Annotated in this window: 17 protein-coding genes, 1 tRNA gene and 1 pseudogene; 11 read left to right on the plus strand and 8 right to left on the minus strand. The window is 42.1% G+C overall.

Going from position 1 to position 20,309, the window contains the following annotated elements; all coding sequences use genetic code 11:
* The first annotated feature begins 6 nt into the window (after positions 1-6).
* On the plus strand, positions 7-612 hold the full coding sequence (locus IKL48_06650) for a hypothetical protein (protein ID MBR3604328.1): 606 nt from the start codon (positions 7-9) through the stop codon (positions 610-612).
* A 241-nt stretch (positions 613-853) separates the two neighbouring features.
* Here IKL48_06650 and IKL48_06655 read toward each other — a convergent pair whose 3' ends face one another.
* On the minus strand, positions 854-1,180 hold the full coding sequence (locus IKL48_06655; protein MBR3604329.1) for a hypothetical protein: 327 nt from the start codon (positions 1,178-1,180) through the stop codon (positions 854-856).
* A 100-nt stretch (positions 1,181-1,280) separates the two neighbouring features.
* Here IKL48_06655 and rmuC point away from each other — a divergent pair, with 100 nt between their 5' ends.
* From rmuC to IKL48_06685, 6 genes and pseudogenes are all read left to right on the plus strand, one after another.
* Positions 1,281-2,612 (plus strand): DNA recombination protein RmuC, encoded by a 1,332-nt coding sequence (gene rmuC / locus IKL48_06660; GenBank protein ID MBR3604330.1) that lies wholly within the window; start codon positions 1,281-1,283, stop codon positions 2,610-2,612.
* A gap of 211 nt (positions 2,613-2,823) precedes the next feature.
* Positions 2,824-2,949, plus strand: a pseudogene (locus IKL48_06665) (prepilin-type N-terminal cleavage/methylation domain-containing protein).
* A 581-nt stretch (positions 2,950-3,530) separates the two neighbouring features.
* Positions 3,531-4,757: a carbohydrate porin gene (locus IKL48_06670; protein MBR3604331.1), complete on the plus strand. Its 1,227-nt coding sequence runs from the start codon at positions 3,531-3,533 to the stop codon at positions 4,755-4,757.
* A gap of 32 nt (positions 4,758-4,789) precedes the next feature.
* Positions 4,790-5,401, plus strand: a complete 612-nt coding sequence (locus IKL48_06675) for a pyruvoyl-dependent arginine decarboxylase (protein ID MBR3604332.1) — start codon at positions 4,790-4,792, stop codon at positions 5,399-5,401.
* 25 nt (positions 5,402-5,426) lie between these two features.
* Positions 5,427-6,902 carry an amino acid permease gene (locus tag IKL48_06680; GenBank protein MBR3604333.1) on the plus strand — a complete coding sequence of 492 codons (1,476 nt, stop codon included), beginning with the start codon at positions 5,427-5,429 and terminating at the stop codon, positions 6,900-6,902.
* 78 nt (positions 6,903-6,980) lie between these two features.
* Positions 6,981-7,700 carry an NAD-dependent deacylase gene (locus tag IKL48_06685; GenBank protein ID MBR3604334.1) on the plus strand — a complete coding sequence of 240 codons (720 nt, stop codon included), beginning with the start codon at positions 6,981-6,983 and terminating at the stop codon, positions 7,698-7,700.
* Positions 7,701-7,730: 30 nt separating this feature from the next.
* Here the strand turns inward: IKL48_06685 and IKL48_06690 are convergent, their stop codons facing one another.
* From IKL48_06690 to IKL48_06700, 3 genes are all read right to left on the minus strand, one after another.
* Positions 7,731-8,318 (minus strand): hydrolase, encoded by a 588-nt coding sequence (locus IKL48_06690; GenBank protein MBR3604335.1) that lies wholly within the window; start codon positions 8,316-8,318, stop codon positions 7,731-7,733.
* 72 nt (positions 8,319-8,390) lie between these two features.
* Positions 8,391-8,729 carry a DUF805 domain-containing protein gene (locus tag IKL48_06695; protein MBR3604336.1) on the minus strand — a complete coding sequence of 113 codons (339 nt, stop codon included), beginning with the start codon at positions 8,727-8,729 and terminating at the stop codon, positions 8,391-8,393.
* A 75-nt stretch (positions 8,730-8,804) separates the two neighbouring features.
* Positions 8,805-10,604: a sulfatase-like hydrolase/transferase gene (locus tag IKL48_06700; GenBank protein MBR3604337.1), complete on the minus strand. Its 1,800-nt coding sequence runs from the start codon at positions 10,602-10,604 to the stop codon at positions 8,805-8,807.
* 93 nt (positions 10,605-10,697) lie between these two features.
* Between IKL48_06700 and IKL48_06705 the strand changes: the two genes are divergently transcribed.
* Positions 10,698-12,062, plus strand: coding sequence for an MFS transporter (locus IKL48_06705; GenBank protein MBR3604338.1), 1,365 nt, complete (start codon positions 10,698-10,700; stop codon positions 12,060-12,062).
* 132 nt (positions 12,063-12,194) lie between these two features.
* On the opposite strand, the gene IKL48_06710 is transcribed toward IKL48_06705, so the two are convergent.
* Positions 12,195-12,266 (minus strand) — tRNA-Arg (locus IKL48_06710).
* A 52-nt stretch (positions 12,267-12,318) separates the two neighbouring features.
* Positions 12,319-13,242: an NAD-dependent epimerase/dehydratase family protein gene (locus IKL48_06715; GenBank protein MBR3604339.1), complete on the minus strand. Its 924-nt coding sequence runs from the start codon at positions 13,240-13,242 to the stop codon at positions 12,319-12,321.
* Between the two features lie 131 nt (positions 13,243-13,373).
* On the opposite strand from IKL48_06715, the gene IKL48_06720 reads away from it, so the two are divergent.
* From IKL48_06720 to IKL48_06730, 3 genes are read left to right on the plus strand one after another with little or no spacing between them, the layout of a single operon-like run.
* Positions 13,374-14,597 (plus strand): PD-(D/E)XK nuclease family protein, encoded by a 1,224-nt coding sequence (locus tag IKL48_06720; protein ID MBR3604340.1) that lies wholly within the window; start codon positions 13,374-13,376, stop codon positions 14,595-14,597.
* A 1-nt stretch (position 14,598) separates the two neighbouring features.
* Positions 14,599-16,524: a sulfatase-like hydrolase/transferase gene (locus tag IKL48_06725; protein MBR3604341.1), complete on the plus strand. Its 1,926-nt coding sequence runs from the start codon at positions 14,599-14,601 to the stop codon at positions 16,522-16,524.
* Complete coding sequence (locus tag IKL48_06730) at positions 16,514-17,959, plus strand: hypothetical protein (GenBank protein MBR3604342.1); 1,446 nt, start codon at positions 16,514-16,516, stop codon at positions 17,957-17,959. The genes IKL48_06725 and IKL48_06730 overlap by 11 nt, the downstream gene beginning before the upstream one ends.
* Before the next feature lie 48 nt (positions 17,960-18,007).
* On the opposite strand, the gene IKL48_06735 is transcribed toward IKL48_06730, so the two are convergent.
* Entirely contained in the window at positions 18,008-19,900 is a 1,893-nt protein-coding gene (locus IKL48_06735) for an ankyrin repeat domain-containing protein (protein ID MBR3604343.1), read from the minus strand.
* Between the two features lie 112 nt (positions 19,901-20,012).
* The gene (locus IKL48_06740; GenBank protein MBR3604344.1) at positions 20,013-20,189 is read right to left on the minus strand and encodes a hypothetical protein; all 177 of its coding nucleotides are present in this window, start codon (positions 20,187-20,189) and stop codon (positions 20,013-20,015) included.
* Between the last annotated feature and the right edge of the window lie 120 nt (positions 20,190-20,309).

The raw sequence follows: 20,309 nt of genomic DNA on the forward strand, positions 1-20,309 counted from the left end.
ATGTATATGATGAAAAAAATGTTAATGATGGCGGCCTTGTTGGCCTTTACGGTTCCGGCTTTTGCCGATGATGATTGCGACGATAGAGATTGCCGCAAGCATGGACCGAAGCATGAAATTGCTTTTAAGGTAAGTCCGGAAGCGAAAGCCAAATTTGAGGCTGACAGAGCCGAGCGCAAAGCCCGTAAAATTGCTTTTGAACAAAAAGAAGACCGTTTGGAAAAATTGGTCGAAAAATATAAAAAAGCCAAAGCCGGCAGCAAAAAACAAGCCGAACTGCGCGCCGAAATCGGCCAAGAATTAGAAAGTGTGCGCGAAGACCAACTCAAAATGCGCGCCGAAAAATTGGCCGACTTTGAAAAACGCTTAGCCGCTATGAAAGAAGGCTTAGCCAAAGAAAACGAAGCCGGTGCCAAAGAAGCTTGGATCAACAGAATGACGGACTTGGTCATTGCCGAAGACGGTGACTTGGAAGATGCCTTAGAAAGAGAAGGCCGCATCTTTAAAGGTCCCAAAGGCCCGAAAGCACCGCACTTCAAAGGCCCCAGAGGTCAAAAAGGCCCCCGCGTGGAGTTGCCCGTAGAGCCGAAGCCTGTGGCCGAAGTGAAATAAAACTTCTATAGTTGATAGTTTGGACACAGGAGGAAACGCAAAGTTTTCTCCTGTGTTTTTTGTACAACTTTTCTCTCTATTCAAAGATGGATAGAAAGTGGACTTTGTGATGCAACAGACAAAGAGGTGTTTGGCAAGTAAAATAATTTGTCAGTGGTTGAAAAGTTTAGATGAAGAAGATTATTGCTAATTAAAACACCCCGCTTTCGGCGGGGTATTTTTTGTGTTAAAGCAAATCAGATTAGTCTGCAAAAATTTCTTTCCAGGCTTCTTTTTCGGCTTCAATTTGGTTTTTGGCATCGTTGATTTTGCTTTCAATGGCTTGTTTGGCAAGCTCGGTGGCGATATCGGTGTCGTTGGTTTGGCTGGCCGTCACGGCAGCTTTGGCATTTTCATAGGCCTGTTTGGCATCTAAAAGTTTTTGGCGCGTTTCGGCAGATTTTTGCAAGGCTTCTTCCAAGGTCAAGGTTTTGTTGGCGGTGGAAGCTTCGGTATTAGCACCTGTAGTGGCACAGCCGGATGCAAAAGCTACAGCGGAAAGAACGGTCAAGCAGAAGATTTTTTTCATAAAGGTCCTCTTTTAAATTAAGATACTTATATTTTATAAAAACTTTCCCCCTCTTTGGCAATTAAATTGTTATCATTTATAAAAGAGATAAGGAGAAAGTATGACTATTTTAATCTATTTATTGTTAGGTATCGCCTTGGGCGGAGCAGGAATGTATTTCTATCAAAGAGTGCAAAAAGACGTACTTGTGCGCGAAAATGCCAAAATGAACACAGAAATACAAGCGCTGACCTCTTTCAGAGAGCAAAACGCCGCCCTAAGCGCAGATAATGCCCGCCTGCAGGCGCAAAACGAAGCCTTGTCAAAGGAGCGCGTGTTGGTGGAGAAAAACTTTGCCGAAGTGGCCGCCACCTACCGTGCGCAATTTGCCGATTTGGCTACCAAAATTTTAGAAGAAAAAAGCAAAGGCTTGGAGAGCAAAAATACCGAAGTTTTACGTCCGCTTACTTTGCAATTAGAGTCCTTCGTCAAAAAAGTGCATGACATGGAGCGCGTCACCACAGAAAAACAAGCCCAACTTGAAAAGGGCCTGAGTGACGTTTTAAAATCTACGGAAAAAATTGACCAAAGTGCCATCAGCCTAACCAATGCCATTAAAGGCGAGGCCATTGTGCGCGGCAGCTGGGGCGAGGAAGCCTTAAAACGTATTTTAGACAGCGCCGGCATGAAAGAGGGCGTGGACTATTTTGAACAGGTGTCCGAAGAAGGCAAACGCGTGGACGTGCAAATTGCTTTACCCTCAGACCGTTGGATTGTGGTAGATTCCAAGACGATTTTTAATCATTACGTGCAGTACTACAATGAGCAAGACCCCAAAAAGAAAGAGGAACATTTGGCCGCGCACGTTAAAGACGTAAAAAAGACCATCCGTGATTTGTCTTCTAAAAAATATTACAAGAAATTCCAAGAAACGGGCGAAAAAGTACAGCCCGATTATACCCTGATGTTCGTCTATCCCGAAAGTGCCCTCTTGGCGGCCGTTTCCGAAGATGCAGACGTTTTAAACGAAGCGTGGAAAAACAATATCGCTTTGGTGTCTGCCACATCGCTTTTGAGTACGCTGAAAATGGTGTCTAAACTGTGGGATATTGATAAACAACACGAGTACATGGACGAGCTGAAAGAAGATATCCAAAAACTGATGGAAAAATTTAACGATTTTTTGGTTAATTTTGCCAAAGCCGAAAATGCTATTTCCAATGCTTTTGACGCCGTAAAGGTGGCGCGCGGGCATATAGACAGCAACAAAGGCTCTTTCCTGCCTGTGGCGCAACGCATTATAGACGTGTACGAAGCACCGCTGACCAAAGAAAATGCGCGGCTACTCAAACGTATGAATTATGATTATAACGGCAGCAAAAAGCGCGTGAAACAAGCAGAGAACGAAACTTCTTCCGTACTGCAAAATCAGCAAGAGCAAAGATTGTTTTAAAAACCTCCTGCACTTTTCCAAAAGCGGCCCGTACACAGGGGGCATATACTCGGTGGCGCTGTGGCTGATTTGAATTGAGTCATAAAAGTTTCACAACACCCCCGCCCGAAAGGCGGGGTTTTTTCTTTTATTGTTGGGGAAACAACTTGATAGAATGGGATTTTTTTTGTTAAATTTTAGAAGTAGTAGAATTCATTTTAAGGGATAAAGTATGAAAAACATATCTAAAAATATCAGCGGTTTTACGCTGATTGAGTTGTTGGTTGTAGTACTGATCATTGGTATTTTGTCTGCGGTGGCATTGCCTCAGTATACCAAAGCGGTGGAAAAATCTCGCTTGGCAGGAGTTTGGAGCAATATTGCCAGTCTGAATAAAGCATTGAATCTTTATGCATTGGAAAATCCAAATCCCAGCAGTATAGATTGGGAAAGTTTGAGTATAGACTTTTCTTGTAAAGAAGACTCAACTGCATGGTACTGTAAAGTAGATTGTCCTTCAAAAAATTGGACAAATTGTTATTATCCCGCATCATGTACTTCTTCAAGTTGTAGTGCAGACTCTTTTTGGTTTAAAAGGGGAACAACTTCACTCAGAGTTTTAATATTTGAAGGCGAACAAAAATGTTCAGGCTCTACAGAGGGCTGTAAAGAAATAGGAGTCCCTTATGGGCCTTTTTAATCATAATTTCAATTTAGTAAATTGATTAAAAAAACCCCGCTCTAATGAGCGGGGTTTTTGTTGGAGAAAAAACTTGATAGAATGGGGCTTTTTAATGCTTCAAAAAAGGTTATTTTTTGTTTTTCTTCCGTCGATGAAAAATCCCCCTCTTTTTATCTAATTACTTTTTAGCGTTGTGCAGTTCTCCCGTTAATATTAATTTTAGATTAGCAGTAAAAGTTCTATTTTACGGGGGTAAAATGAATATGAAACATGCAGCATGGGGCCTGATGGCCGTTTGCTTATTTTTGAGTTCTGCCACGTATGCGCAGAATGCTACGCAACACACCGCCAAACACCACCGTCGTTTGGCTCAGCAACAAGAGCTTCATCAATCTCACCCTTATTCTTTCGGGCAGGATTATTTACAGATGAAACAAGACTTGGCTGACAAAACAGGTATCCAATACGGTTTGGATATCAGTTATCTATTACAGCGCGGTGCGCCCAACGGTAAACAAACCGCCATTCAGGGGTACTATTATCCTTACATCACTTGGGATGTGTTTAAAGACACATTTTTGGGCTCGGGTCAAATAAATGCCAACTACAATTTAATCCGTTATTGGGGCAGTAATGGCACCACTTTACAAAACCGTTTGGGTTTGGCCTCTGCGCCCAACGACTATACAGAAAACGAAGAGATTTTTTCTCAGTTTTCCTACACACACACTTTGCCCAATCATTTGGATTGGCTTTCTGTGACGGTGGGTCAATTTCCGCTGTATAACTTTGATGGTGGTAATTATTTGGACAATCAACAAACGGCTCTGTTAAATTTTGCCATGTCGCAAAACGCGTCTTCTACCTATCCCAGTGCCAGTTTTGGCGGATATGTGCAAGCGGCACCGGGCGATTGGACCTTTGCCGCCGGTTGGCAGGACGGGCAAAATATCAGCGGTCAAAATATACAATTAAACGATGCTTTTGACGGCAGATACACTTGGTTCGGCTCTGCTTCTTACGCGCCCACCATTGCCGGATTAGGAGCAGGTCAATACAGTTTTTTGTATTACTATCAGCCGGCAGTAAAAGAGCAAGACGAAACCTCACGCGGTTGGTCAGTGAATATAAGCCAAAATTTGGGTGAAAAGTGGGCTCTTTCCGCACGCGCCAACGGTTCTGACGGGCATATTGCTCCTATAAAGAAATCTTTTGTCTTAGCAGCCAGTTTGCTTAATCCGTTGGATAGAAATACCAACGATGCCATCACCTTAGGTGTAGCTTATAACAGAACGGATAAAAAAGCCTTAGGTTATCCGGCTGAATTTAAAAATAGCGAAATGGCGGTAGAATTGCAATGGGTGTGGGGTATTGGCAAATTGATGACCATTACACCGGATATTCAGTTCTATCCCAAGTCTGCGGCAGGGAACGGTAATTCTTTTACCACTGTCGCCAGTTTACGCACAACAATTATGCTGTAAAAAATAAATTAAGAGGGGTAAAGGAGGAAATTATGCAAGAACTTCAATTAGGGACCAGATATCCTACATTAGCATTTATCACCGGAGGAGCCGGTCAGGCGATGGACGGCATCCCGCCGCAGCCGTTTGAAACTTTCTGTTATGATTCTGCTTTAACGCAGGCCAAAATAGAAAATTTTAATATTGTGCCTTATACATCGGTACTGCCGAAGGAACTTTATAACAATATTGTGCCGGTAGATGCGGTGGCTGATCAGTTTAAACACGGGGCTGTGTTGGAAGTGATTATCGCCGGAAACGGTGCCAATATGAGTGAGCATAAAGCCATTGCTACCGGTGTAGGTATTTGCTGGGGTAAAGACAAACAAGGCAATCTGATTGGTGGTTGGGCTGCTGAATATGTGGAATATTTTGATACACCTATTGACGATGATATCGCACGCGGTCATTGTGCTATGTGGCTTAATAAATCATTAAATCATGAATTGGAACTGCGCGGTGTGGAAAAACACAGTGAGTTTCAAATGTGGCACAACTACATTAATATCACGCAACCGTTTGCGTATTGTTTGACGGCCTTGGGGTTTTTGAACTTTAAATTTGCACCCTTAGCTACGGCTAAAGGCGTCAAACCGTTGGACTAAAACTAAAATAGTTTTTGGGGGATTTATGGGAGAAAAAAATCACAACACCGCCAATGCAAGTGCGGTCAAAAAAATGGGAGTCATAGGACTTGCCTGTATTGTGATCAGTTCTATGGTTGGGGGCGGGGTGTTCTCCCTCCCCCAAAACATGGCAGCCGGTGCCAGCGCGGGGGCAGTTATTTTGGCGTGGGTGATTACCGGTATCGGTATTTATTTTATCGCCAATACCTTTAGCATACTTTCACGCGTAAAGCCGGATTTGACGGCCGGTATTTATATGTACGCGCGAGAAGGCTTTGGCCCGTATGCAGGCTTTACCATCGGGTGGGGTTATTGGTTGTGCCAAATCTTTGGTAATGTGGGGTATGCCGTTATTACAATGGACGCATTGAATTACTTTTTCCCCCCTTATTTTCAGGGCGGAAACAACTTGTGGTCCATTGTGGGCGGATCTGTGCTGATATGGGTGTTTAATTTTGTCGTCTTGCGCGGAGTACGGCAGGCCGCAATTATGAATATTATCGGAACAATTGGCAAATTAGTACCGCTTTTATGGTTTATTTTAGCCTTGCTTTTGAGTTTTAATTTTGACAAGTTTGATACCAACTTTTGGGGCAATCTTGCCGAAAACGGCAAAAGTTTAGGAGGATTGGGTACCCAATTAAAGAGTACAATGCTGGTGACGCTTTGGGCATTTATCGGTATTGAAGGCGCGGTAGTAATGTCTAACAGGGCCCGTAGCCAAAAAGACGTCAGCCGTGCTACTTTGTTGGGATTTTTGGGTTGTTTGGTGATTTATATAGGGCTTTCCGTCTTGCCGTTTGGATTTATGACACAGGCCGAAATTGCCGCTGTGCCCAACCCTTCCACCGCCGGTGTACTTGCCAAGTTGGTCGGCCCTTGGGGAGCGTGGCTAATGAATATAGGCCTTTTGATCGCGGTGCTTTCTTCGTGGTTGGCTTGGACAATGATCACCGCCGAAATTCCGCAGGCTGCGGCAGAAAATGGCACATTTCCTAAGCAATTTGCCAGAGAAAATAAAAATGGTGCACCGTCTGTCTCTTTGTGGGTGACGAGTATCCTGATGCAACTAGCCATTTTGATGGTTTATTTTTCTAACAATGCTTGGAACACGATGCTCTCTATTACAGGGGTGATGGTGTTGCCTGCCTACATTTTCAGTACGGCTTATTTGTGGAAACTGACAGAAGACGGAGAATTTGCCAAATTAGCCCAAAAAGGCCGTGCTGCGGCTTTATTTACCGCTACGGTAGGTACTTTATACGGTTTATGGCTGGTGTATGCCGCAGGGATAAAATATTTATTCTTGGCGGTTATTTTCTTGGCCTTAGGCATACCGGTTTTTGTGTGGGCACGTAAGCAACAATCGGACGGACAAAACGTATTTAGCGGGAAAGGAGAAGTAGTTTTTATGCTGCTTTTGGCACTGTGTGCATTGGTGGCTATTTATGTGTTTGCCAGAGGGTTGGTGAGCCTATAAAAAGGATTCGTTTTAAAGCCTCGCTTCGGCGGGGCTTTTTTGTGGTATAGGTGTTGTGTGATATGCTATGATAGCACTATGAAAGAAGCGATTGATTTGATTAAAAATGCCCAAAGTGGCGTAATATTTACCGGAGCAGGTGTTTCTGTGCAGAGCGGTATCCCCCCGTTTACCGGAGCAGGCGGTTTGTGGAATAAATACGACCCAAAGTTTATTGAGTTAGATTTCTTTTATTCCGATCCAAAACGCAGTTGGGAAGAAATGAAAAAAATATTTTTTACCTGTATGGGTGAGGCTAAGCCCAACAAGGCCCATGAGGTGATTGCTCAATTAGAAAAAAGTAAACGCTTTCAAGGAGTTATTACCCAAAACATAGACGGCCTACACCAAAAAGCAGGCAGTAAAAATGTGCAGGAATTTCATGGTACTATTCATAAAATGCACTGTATTTCTTGCGGCCGACGTTATGATACTGACAAAGTGGATTTAAACCCAAATCCCCCCACTTGCAAATGCGGCGGCGTACTAAAGCCGGATTTTGTATTTTACGGAGAAGGGATTAATCCGCTGGTGCAGAGAGAGTCTGAAACGATGGCTATTTCGGCCGATGTAATGATTATTGTTGGAACAGCAGGGCAAGTGATGCCTGCATGCAGTTTGCCGCTACTGGCCAAGCAATACGGCACGCGCATTGTGGAAGTGAATTTGCAACCGTCTGCCTATACAGACGGCGTGAGCGATTTTTACTTTGAGCAAACAGCCACAGAGTTCTTTGCCGAACTTGAAAAGCATTTGTAAAATAAACCCCCGCCTAAGCGGGGGTTTTAGTTAAACCTTTTCCATTTCCTGTTTTACCTTTTCTTCTGTTGCGGCGCAGGCTTGCAAGGTTAAATCTAAGAGTTTATCCAGATCCCAGCCCAACATTTCAGCACCTTGTTTAATCACGTCGCGTGAACAACCGGCGACAAATTTTTTATCTTTAAATTTTTTCTTTAAGCTGCTCAGTTCCATATCTTTGGTGCTTTTAGACGGGCGCATACGTGCCGCTGCCCCGATAAGGCCCGTTAGTTCGTCACAGGCAAAAAGTACTTTTTCCATTTCATGTTCGGGTTTAACATCGCTGGCCATACCGTAAGCATGGCAACATACGGCGCGTACCAATTCGGCTTCAGCATGGATTTCGGCCAATAGTTCGGGTGCTTTTTGGCAATGCTCATTGGGGAATTTTTCAAAATCAATATCATGCAACAGCCCTGCCAAATACCAAAAGTTTTTTTGTTCCGTATAGCCTAATTGTTCGGCAAACCAACCCATAACTGCTTCAACGGTAAAGGCATGGAGCAGATGGAAAGGTTCTTGATTGTATTTTTTTAATAAATCTAAGGCTTGTGTACGAGAAATAGCGGTAGTAGACACTAGAAAAATCTCCTAAAAGGTAAATCGGGCAAAAAAAAGCACCTGCCACTTGGGCAGGTGCTTCTTAAAATTTTAGCGTTTGCTGGGCAATACGAAGAACACAAGCAGTACGATGGAGCCCACAATGGGAATCAAGCCGATTAACAACCACCAAGCGCTTCTGCCGGTATCATGCAAGCGACGAGCAGCAATGCCCAAGCTGGGCAAGAGCAAGGCTAAGCTGACTACGATATAAAGAACGTAAAACAAAGTTCCTACCACATTATCCATGCTGGAAAGAGTGGATAACACAATGCTTAACAAAAAGTTAAAAAGCACAAAAAGCCAGTATTGTTTGCGGGTAGCACAACCCTTGAAATCTAAATAATGTTTGGTAATAACATCGATGAAGTATGTTTGTACAACGTTCATAAGTTCTCCTTTTTGTTATAAAACTGCTACATATACTATAGCATTTTCATTTGTTTTTTTAAAATAATTTTTTGATTACTTATAAAAATGGCTAAATTCCTTTAAACTTTCCGACAAAGCCTTTGCGCTGACGGGCGTTTGAGAAGGAACATAATTTTCGTCGTAATTTTCAATACTGCCGTAATTATTTAGCACAGATATTTTATCTCCTTCTCGAATGGCTTTGTTAGTATAACTAAGAATTAAAGTCCATGGGCGCGGGGTAGCATCAAATAAATCCCAACCGGAACTGTAGTCAGAAATAGGGTTTGTACAGTTGAAAATCTGACGCAACAACGTGGGTACCACATCATAATGAGAAGTGCGGTAATCAATGTCTTTTCCTTCCTTGTTGGGCCACCAAATGATAAGAGGCACCTGCGTTTGATATTTGGCAAAATTGCTATTGTGTCCCCAGAAATTATGGCGGGTATCATTAAGTTCTTGTCCATGATCGCCCGTCAGCACTATCAGCGTATTTTTTTCTAAGCCTTGTTGTTCTAAGGCTTGGTAAACTTTTGCCAATAAAGAATCCATATAATGTACGGAGTTTTTGTATCGGTTTTGATAGGGCGTAGGGTCTGTATTTTTATTTAATGTCAGATAATTAACCTCTTGCGCATACGGAGCAAATGGTTTTTCGGATGTGGGGGCAAAGTCAAAACCATGTGCAGAATCATAAAATAAGAAACCAAAGAAAGGTTTGTTCTTATCTCTTTTTTCTAAGAAAGATAAAAACTCTTTTTGTGCATCTTCATCGCGTTGCCATTTAGTTTTCCCGTTAGAAGAAACACGCAAATGATCTATATGAGAAAATACGTTTTGGTTAAATTCCGGACTGTTGATTTTGGCACTGGCATAAATACCAAATTCATAGCCTTGTGTGCCCAATCTTTCCATAAATACGGGGCGGATTTTATTGGCGGTGACACTTTCCCAATACGGGTAAGGCATGGAATAAAAGAGCGAGAAAACCCCCGCTTCCGTTGCATTTCCTCCCGATAGGTGATTTTTGAAATAAAAAGCATTTTTAGCCTTTTGATAACGGGCAAAAGTATGGGGCATTACTTCGGGGGTGAAGGCATCTGCGCGCCAAGCATCTATCAGGATAAATAAAATATTCGGTTTTTCTTGCGGTGTTTGGCAGGAAAGCGCAGACAACGGGTAATTGAGTGCCCCTTTTTTGGGTGTTTCATAGGGTTGCGTTTTGGGGGTAAAGCCCATTTTTCTCAGGCGGCGGTTCATGCTTAAAGGTTGCGCCCAAGGCAGATAAGGCACTTGTGAAAGAACCGACGGAACAAGCATAAATTTTCCCCATGCGTACATACCGTTATAACTTGCAAAAATAAGTAATAAAATGATGGTTAAAACAGTTGCTTTTTTACTGTTTATGTTTATTTTACAAGCGCATTTAGCCAAAGCGAACGTGATAAAGAAAAGTAGCAATATTGCCCCTGCTAAAATAAAGTAGGTGCTGGGCGGAAAGACAAATATTTCTCGCCCTGCAGGACCAAAAAATAACTGAAGCATAGCCAAACTGATATGAAAACGGTATTGGGAATAAACTAAAATATCCACACACAAAATCAAATTAAACAAACTACCTAATGCAACCGACGTCCAAAAAGCAGTTTTGTGTCCGATAAATCGCACCAAAGACAGTAGGGCAAAAAGCCCGACGGCAAACATAAAACTGTTGCCAAGAATAAATAAAGCGGTAAAAGTTCCCCCCGTCAAGGACGAGTAAAACCCACTTACAAAAAAGTAAGCCAACGAAAGCACGCTCCACAAGAGCATTTCCAACACGCAAAAAATAAAAATATTCTTAATCTTCATATATTTATTATAACAAGTTCAAAAGGGCATTGCGGGCTCAACTGTGCACGTAAAACATATACAGAACAATACGCAAAAATATAAAATATGTTTATGGAAAATCAACAACAGGAACAAAAAAACAAAACTTCTTTGTGGCAAGAGTTGAAAATTATTTTTTCTTCTTCCCGTGCGTTTTGGCTGATTAATATGGTGAACTTTGCCGATGGTATTGCTTACTTCGGCATTTTGACCTTAATGACGCTATTTTTAGGCGGCAATGTGGGCATGAGTGACGCGATGAGCGGTATCAGCGTGTCCACCTTTACAGGTCTGGTGACACTGTTTATGTTCGGCGGAGGTTTTGTGTCGGACAAATACGGGGTGCGTAAAGCGTTAACGATTGCCTTGACCCTATTATTTAGCGGACGCGTAGTGCTGAGTTTGGCCGCTTTGCCGGCCGGGTTTGGATTTGCGTGGGTAGGATATGTAATGTCTTGGGCGGCTATTTTGCTAATGGCATTAGGCTCAGGCATTTTGCAGCCTGCTTTGTATGCCGGGGCTAAAGAATATACAAACCCCAAAGTTTCCGCCATTGCTTTTAGTTTTATTTATGCCTTTATGAACTTGGGTATCGTGTTTGGTAATTTCGCCTCTCCGTTTATCCGCACTGATGAGCCCTTTATTGCAGATATTCACGGACTCGGATGGGGCATTATGGGTGTGTTTTTAATTTGTACAGCCATTACGGGTGTGGTACTGCTTTTGCATATTTCTTTGTTTAGCAAAAAGGTGGAAGAAAACTGTCGTGTAGCCGTAGTAAACGAAGAAGAAAATCAAAATAAAACATGGAAACAACGTCTGGCGGAAATGCCATTTAGAGACGTACGTTTTATGTGGTTTATTTTTATTCTTTTGCCGGTACAAACTTTATTTGCACATCAGTTCCTTACAATGCCGGACTATATTTTCCGCGTTTTCCCTGCGGAAGTGGCAGCTAAGTTTGAATGGATTAACGGGATTAATCCGTTTATCATTGTGATTTTTGTGCCGCTGATTGCGATGCTTACACGCAATGTGAGCGTGTTTAAAATGCTCATCATCGGCACCAGCGTTTCTGCTGCTACGACGTTTCTGCTGATTAGTCAGCAGCCCTCTTTGGCGGTGTTAATCAGTTATGTAATTATCTTCTCTTTGGGTGAGGCGGCGTGGTCTTCGCGCTTTTACGAATATGTAGGAGATTTAGCCCCTGTCGGCCAAGTGGGTGCGTATATGGGGCTGGCGGGCTTGCCTTGGTTCTTGGCTAAGTTTACCACAGGCTTGTACTCGGGCTTTATGCTTTCGCGTTTTGTGCCGAAAGAGGGTGCTCAAGACCCGGCCACCATGTGGTTAATTTATGCCATCATTGCTTGTGTGACACCGGTAGGGTTGATTTTGACGCGCAAGTGGATAGAAAGCGGTATCCAAAAGAAAGCATAAGTAAGTTTGCAAAAATTGAAAAGCCCCGCCTCGCGCGGGGCTTTTTTGATGAGAAATAATCTTGCTTAAATAAAAATTGCCGACAATTAAATAAATTGTCAGCAATTTTGTCACCATTCCGACGATAAAAAGTACCCCCAATAGGAATCGAACCTATATCCCCTGCTTAGAAGGCAGGTGCTCTATCCATTGAGCTATGGGGGCTAAAATCTACTTACCTTATTTTACAAAAATTAAACCAAAGATTCAAAATTTTCTACTTAAAAAATTCTTTAAGCCCTTTTTCCAGCGTGATTTTGGGTTTAAAACCTAAGGACTGTAATTTATCAATATTGGCACGTGAAAAGCGTACATCCCCCTCTCGGGCAGGTTGAAAAGAAATTTTCAAAGGTTTCTCCGCAGCCTTTTCTAAAAGTTTTATTGTTTTTAATAGTGTCACGTTTTTGCCCGAGCCAACATTATACACTTGCCCTGCTTTTCCTTTTTCTACGATGGTTAATAATGCTTGCACCGTATCTTGCACGTGCAAAAAGTCACGCGTTTGCAAGCCATCTCCGTTGATGGTAAGAGGCAGTGTTTTTTTAGTTAAATAAGCCCATTTGCTCAGCACTGCTGCATAAGCAGAATCAGCCGGTTGAGTAGGCCCATAAATATTAAAACAGCGGGCCATCACTACGTCTAGGCCATAGGTTTGTGTATAGAATTGGCAGAGTTCCTCCCCCATGAGTTTGCTTATTGCATAAGGAGAAAGCGGATTTAAACGGGAATTTTCCACTCGGGCTCTTTTTCCCCCCATTCCATAGACGGAGCTGGAAGAAATAAACAGTACCTTTTTGACTCCTGCCAAGTGGGCTTGATGCAATACATGGGCTGTTCCTTCTACATTATTTTGCATGGTAGCGGCTGGATTTTGAAAAGATTGCATCACCGATGCTTCGGCTGCCAAGTGCAGTATATAGTCTGCCCCTTTAAAGGCGACGGAAAGTTTTTGGTCATCTAGCACAGATGCCCGAATCAAATGTATTTGGGATTGTATGTCTTTTAATGATTTGATAGAGGAAGATGAAAAATTGTCTACAACAGTGACGTGTTGGTTTTTTTTCAGTAAATGACGTACCACGCAAGAGCCGATAAATCCGGCTCCTCCCGTCACGACCCATTTTTTAGGTTTGTTCTTCATGGTTTTTCCTCTAAAAACTAGACGTAAGTATTATAACTTTTTTAATCTTTTCTATACAAACAAGTCATTTACTTGCGCGCGTGCGTACGGAAAATGCTACAATAGAACCAACTGTATTTTACGGGACAATTATGACTAAAAAACTTTCTTTTTCTTATTCCAAAATGGGCATGTATAAAGAATGCCCCCAAAAGTATAAATTTCGATACGTTCATATGTTGCCGGAGCAACCCAAATATTATTTTGCGTTTGGTTCTGCTCTGCATGAAGTAATGGAGTATGTGTACAATCCGCTAAATCCATCTTTTCCTACTTTAGAGCAGGCTTTATCATTTTTCAAAACCCATTGGGATAGTACTTCTTTTGATCAAAAAGGCTACGCCAACATGGAGAAAGAACTTTTAGGCTATGAGGAAGGCTGCCGCATTATCCGCGCCTATTATGGCAAACATGGTGCTTCTCTGGTTCATCCGCTTTCTGTGGAAATGAAAAGTACGTTAGAGATGGACGGCCTAAGCCTAATTAGCATTTTGGACCGCATTGATTATTTGGGAGATGGGCGCGTTAAAATTTTAGATTACAAAACGGGCAAGACCGTTCAGCGAGAGCCGGACCAATTAATGATGTATCAAAAAGTAGCAGAAAGCAGCCCCGCTATCTTAAAATTGGTGCAGGCCACTGATCCGAGCGTGAAAGAAATAAAAGTGGAGCAAATGGCCTTTTATCATTTGCCCTCTTTGCAGGAACTTTCTTTTGAGCGAAGTACCGATAAAGAAATGTATGAGTTTTGGCAAAAGGTTTTGGGCGTGGCCGATGAAATCCGCGCCGGCAAGTTTCCCCCCGCTCCCGAAGAAAATAAATGCCGTTGGTGCGATTATAGAAATATTTGTCCGATATTTACAGGTAAAGAATATGATGGACCCAGCGGCTGGGGTGCCAAAATTCCGCAGGTTGATCCCGCTTCTTCTGTTTCCAAGCCTGCGGCCGTTCCCGCTAAGACGGAAGATGAAATTTTGAGTGAAAAAATAGACCGTTTGGGTGAGATTGGTCAGGAAGAAAAAAAACTTCGTACGGAAATTATACAGCTGATGAAAAAATTGGGGTATAAACGTCAGTTTTCTTCTAAATTTCAGGCTGAATTGACCCAACAACAGAAACGTATTTTTACGGATCATGAAAAAACTGTAGACCTTTTAAAACAACTTAATCTGTTGAAAAAAACGCTAGTCCCCACGCAGAGCACAGTGGAGGCTTTGCTGACGGACCCGACGGTATCTGAGCAGGCCAAAGCGCAAATTTTGGCTTTTGTGCAAAATCAGATAAAGGACCAACTACAAATCACAGAGGCCAACTGATATGCTGATTAAGAAACCGAGAAGAAATGACTTTCGGGTGAAACTTTCTGTAGCGATCGTGCTATGTTCGCTCTTAATTTTTTCGGTTTTTCGGCTGGCTTTTTTCATCTTTCATCATAGTACGTTTGAGGCTTTGAGTTTTGGGCAAATTTTGGCGGCTTTTTTCAATGGAGTTCGCTTTGACTTGTCTGTAAATGCTTTATTTTTAGGGCCTGTTATTTTGCTTTTTAATCTTCCTGTAAACTCCATGCGTTATATGAAAGCCTGCGTGATGTTTATGGCGTTGGAGTTGGTGGCAATGACAGGGATTTTGATGGCGGATTTGATTTATTTTCCGTATGTGAACCGTCACCTTACCGAAGAAGTTTTGCTGCTTTCTACCGATTGGAGCATTTTTTTAAAACATATGTTTACTTCGGTCTTTCTTCCCCTCTTTTTGCTTTTTGTTTTACTCGTTGTGGTAGGGTTTTTTGTGCATAAGATTTTCAAATACCGTTATGAATTTAATCCCTATTACGGCAAAGGTGAATTGTTAAAAGTAGGTTGTTGTATCCTTTTTATCGTGATGGGTGTTCGTGGGCATTTGGGTGCGGGAAAGGCTTTGAATTTGGCAGATGTATATCGTTATGCTTCTTCTCAGGCGGCGGCCTCTCTTACCCTCAATGGCGTTTTTACCTCCTATCATGTGGCCAGAAACGCAACTACAATGCCTTATAATGAATATCCGTTGGAAAAGGCCGTTCTTACAACGCAAGAGTTATTGATTTCTGATAAAGAAACTTTATTAGATACAACCTTTCCTCTGTTGCGTAAACCTGCTCAAATTTCTACGAAAAAACATTTTAATATCATGATAGTGGTGTTGAACGGATGGCACCCCTATTATGTGGATTCTCTGTCCGGAAATAAATTTGGCGTGACACCCGTATTTGATGAGATTATAAAAAACGGTATCAGTTTTACCAATGCTTATTGCGTTGGAAATAGCCGTATTTACGGATTGGCTTCCATTTTTTATGGAGTTCCTTTGATATCTGGACTTGCGCAGTTGGGACGAGGGTTAGAATTGACTCACTTTTTTCGCTTGCCCAGCTTGTTAGGTAAAGACGGATATTATCGTTTTTTGGTTCAAACTTTTCCCAAAGAATCAGATTATTTTATACCTTTAGCCTCTTATTTGGGTGTGTCGAATATCTACGGAAAAGAAAATATAAAAGGGCTTTTGCCCTATCTGGAACAGCCTTCCCTCCCGCGTGATTATGATGGGTTCATGTTTACTGCTCAGCAAATTGCGCAACAAAACAAGCGAAATTTTTTTGGTATGACTTTTCTTTCCACCGCTCAGCAACCTTTTGGAAAAACACTGGATCAATTTGAAAAATATCCAGGAAAAACATGGGACGATAAATTCAAAAATACTTTATATTTTTCTGATTGGTCTATTGGAGAGTTTTTGAAAAAAGCCAAAGAAGAAGGTTGGTTTGATAATACTATTTTTGTATTTGTTTCCGATTATGTTTCCGGCGGTCCAGAATCGGATTCTCTTTATAATAAATTTCGGATTCCTTTGGTATTATACGCGCCTGATATTTTAAAGCCGCGCAAAATAAATTATGTGGTTTCTCAATTAGATATTCTGCCCACCCTGTATAATTTGCTGGGGCTGAATATGCCTTATAGCGCATTTGGCAAAGATATGTTAGATGCTAGTGATGCTGACAAACGGGTGGCTTTTGTATCTGAGAATGCAAATATTGGGCTTATTACTTCTAAAGGGGCTATCCGACACAATAGAAAAGAATTGCTGAATGTAGAAAAAATATCCGAAAAATTTGATGAAAAACAAGCGCAAGAAATATTACTTTCATTAGATAAAACGGCATATACATTACTTAAAAATAACAAGTGGTACAGAGATGAACAATAAACAAATTTTAGCATTAGATCAAGGAAGTTCTTCTTCTCGCACATTGGCTTTTGACATGTCGGGAAAAGTGACGGCTCGTTCTTCAAGAGCACTAGATACTCGGAGGCCGAATACAGTTTTGGCTGAATTTGATGCCTGGTCTTTACTGCAAGATCAGTTGGCAACTTTTCAAGAAGTACTGACTCATGTAGGTGTTGAACAAACGGCGGCCATTGCGGTGGCTACCCAACGCTCTACCGTCGTTTTTTGGGATCGTTTAACGGGGAAGCCTTTAGCGCCGGCTCTAAGTTGGCAAGACGGGCGCGCCCAGCAGGAAACGGCTATGTTGGAACTTCCGCATGAAGCAATTCATCAAATCACCGGTTTATACAAAACGCCTTTTTATTCTGCTCCTAAAATTTCGTGGGCATTAAAAAATGTTGAGTCGGTTAAACAAGCTGCTTCCGATGGCCGTTTATGTGTCGGGCCGGTGGCCTCTTATATCATTTGGCATCTGACGGGCGGAAAGGTGTTTGCCTGCGATTCTACGTTGGCGCAGCGGACATTGCTTTTTAATATTTCTACTTTAAACTGGGAGAAAACCCTATTAGATTCTTTTGGAATAAAAAGAGAGTGGTTGCCGCAGATTAAACGTACGGTAGATGATTACGGATTTTATGAAAAAGACGGGGTAAAAATCCCTATAACTGTTTGCGTAGGTGACCAACAAGCCTCCTTGCAAGCATTGCGTGTAGTCAGCGGAAGTGCTTGTATTAATTATGGTACCGGTGCATTTTTTATGCGAAATACGGGCCGTCAATGTCACTTCTTGCCGGGACTTTTAACTTCTGTCGGAGTACAAAATAGCGTAGGTTGTGAATATTTGTTGGAAGGGCCCATCAATGCCTGCGGAATTTTGTTCGCTTGGTTAAATGAAATAGGTTTTTCTTGTGCGGTTGAGGAGATTGATGCCTTGTGTGAAACAGCGCTTCATCCGGTTCAATTTTTACCGGCATTGGGCGGATTAGGCGCGCCATATTGGGACTTTTCTTTATCTCCTGTTTTTTCCGGTTTCTCCCCTCAAACCAAAAAAGCAGATGTTGTCTTGGGTGTGGTGGAAAGTCTGGCCAATTTGCTGGCAGATATTGTGTTTTATGCAGAGAGGTATGGCATTAAAAGCCAAGAAATCAAAGTGGCCGGCGGGCTTTCAAAGAGCAGGGCTTTGTTGCGTGCGCAAGCGGATATCTTGCAAATGCGGTTAGTGCCTTGTATAGAGACAGAAAGTACGGCTGTCGGAGCGGCCCTTTTGGCGGCGCAAAGCCTGGATATAGATTCTTCTGAATGGGAAACCATGCGTTTGTTGCCACCCATTTCTCCTACACTAGAGCCTGAGAAGGCGGAAGAAAAATACATGCGTTGGCATCAATTTTTAAATTGGTGTAAAAGTAAGAAATAGAGAATAAAAAACCCCGCTTTCAGGCGGGGTTTTTGGAGGAAAGATTTTTTATTCGGCTGTTTCGCTGTCTTCTTCTGCTGCTTCAGCAGGTAAAGAAGTGGCCTCGTCCCATGCTTTTAATTTAGCATCTATTTGTTCTTGGATTTTGGACTCGCGTTTGGCTTTGGCTTCTTCCAACTGTTTTTGTAAAGCAGCCAATTCCTCATCCGTTTCAGTAATTTCTTGTTCTACCTGTTCGCGGATTTCTTCCCGTTTTTTGGCTAATTCTTCTTCTTTAAGAATTTTAATTTCTTCTTCTTGTTGTTTTAATTCTTCTTCCAATGCCTGAACTTCGGAAAGTTTCTGCTCCGCTACGGCTTGCGCTTCTTCGATGAGTCTTTGGCGTTGCAATTCTTGTTCTTCACGCAGTCTTTGTTGTTCTTGTTCCGCTAAGGCTTGGGCAGCGGCGCGGGCTCTTAATTGTTCTTGAAGCAATGTTTTTTTCTTTACGTTCAAGACACTCATAACGGAAGAATTAGGCATTAATTCTTCTGCTAAAACAAAGGCCGTTTTACCATCTTTATTGGTGGCGGTTAAATCTACATCCTGTTGAATTAACAATAAGGCGGCCTTGCTGTTGAGGTTTTTAATGGCATGCATCAAAGCAGTATTGCCGTCTTTATCCTGCAGGTTTAAATCTGCTCCTTTTTCTATTAACCACTCTAAGGCTTGCGTATTGCCCTTGGAAGTAGTGTACATAACAGCCGTTTTGCCGTTGGTATCTGTGGTATCGATAGAAAAGTAATTGGCGGCTAAATGTTCCATAGCCGGTACGCTTTTTCCTTCGGCGGCGGCGATGAAAATATTTTTACCTTTGGCATCAATCACATTAATGTCGGCATTCAGGCGCAAAAGTTGGCGAATTAAGGCAGTTTGACCATTTTCCGCCGCATAGAATAAGGCTGTTCTGCCGGTATTATCTTTTAAGTTAATATCTGCTCCGTTGCGCACTAAGGTTTGGGCGGCTTCTTCTTTGCCGGAAGCTGCGGCAGCACTCAAAGCAGAGAAGCCGTTGGTCGGGTTTTGATAGTCCGGGTTGGCTTTATATTTGAGTAAAACTTTAATGTTGTTAATGTGGCCCTTTTGTGCTGCATAAATTAACGGTGTGTTTCCGGAGTTGTCGGGCAAGTTGACAGCGCGGTTGTTGAGTTTGACTAAGGTTTCCGTCAATTTGGGATCATCGGAAGACATCGCATGCAACAAAGCCGTTTTGCCCAAATCATCTTTAGCGGTTGGGTCGGCTCCGTTTTCTAAAAGGTTCTGTGCAATTTCTCTATGGCCGGCAGCGGCAGCGGAAATTAAAGGGGTCACTCCATAGCTGGAAGTTAAATTGACGGAAGCACCGCCTTCTTCTACCAACAATTTAACAATGGCTAAGTGGCCTTTTTCAGCGGCAATGGTTAACGGGGTGATGCCGGCATAGTTGCGTTCATTCACGTCTACGTTGGCATAGATTAATGTGCGTACCCGATCAGAATCACCCTGTTTAATAGCACGTACCAAAGAGGTGTCATACACATATTTGGTTTTGGCTAATTCTCTTTTGCCGACGGTCGTCCCTTCATATTTTTGTTTTTCTTGGCCAAATACTTTACCGCGATAAATATCTTTGGAAGATTTACCCAATACAGTACCTTTGTATTTTTCTTTACTGGTACCATATGCAGCGCGTTTGTCAGGTGAATCCACCCCCAACACGCTACCTCTGTAAATATCTCCCGGTATATTGCTACGCTTGGCTTCTTTTAAAGCGATATCTTTTTTGTTTTTAGTATCTGTGGCGGGTTCTAACCCTTTAATATAGACAGGTTTCCCGTCCACATAGATAATGTCCGGTTGTTGAGCAAAAACAGCCGGAGTAAGCAACAAGGCAAAAGCTGCTGTTAAATGTAATTTGTTCATAATTTCCTCCAATGTTTATATTATAGCAATAGAAAAGGATTTTGGAGATAAAAAATTTATTTGAAATAAAATTTTTTAAAAAAATAAAAGCAGATAGCCTGAATTAATTATTTTAAAATAGATAAAAAAATTTTTGTTTTATTTTAAAAAAACTTGCTTTTTTGATACGATGGTTGTATGATAAAGGTATAGATTTCTCCCCCAGAACCTTTCGACATACCCCCCGAATGGTTCTGATAAAGAGCAGGGCAACATCCCCCTGCTCTTTTTTTTGTTGATTTTTAACCATAAAAAAACCCCCACTAAAAGCGGGGGTTTTAAATTTTTCTATTTCTTACAAAGAAATAGCGCTTACCGGGTAGGTGCCGACTATGCTTTGCATTCTGCCCTACGCATTTCTTACAAAGAA

Source organism: Elusimicrobiaceae bacterium (assembly GCA_017520185.1).
Taxonomy (GTDB): domain Bacteria; phylum Elusimicrobiota; class Elusimicrobia; order Elusimicrobiales; family Elusimicrobiaceae; genus Avelusimicrobium.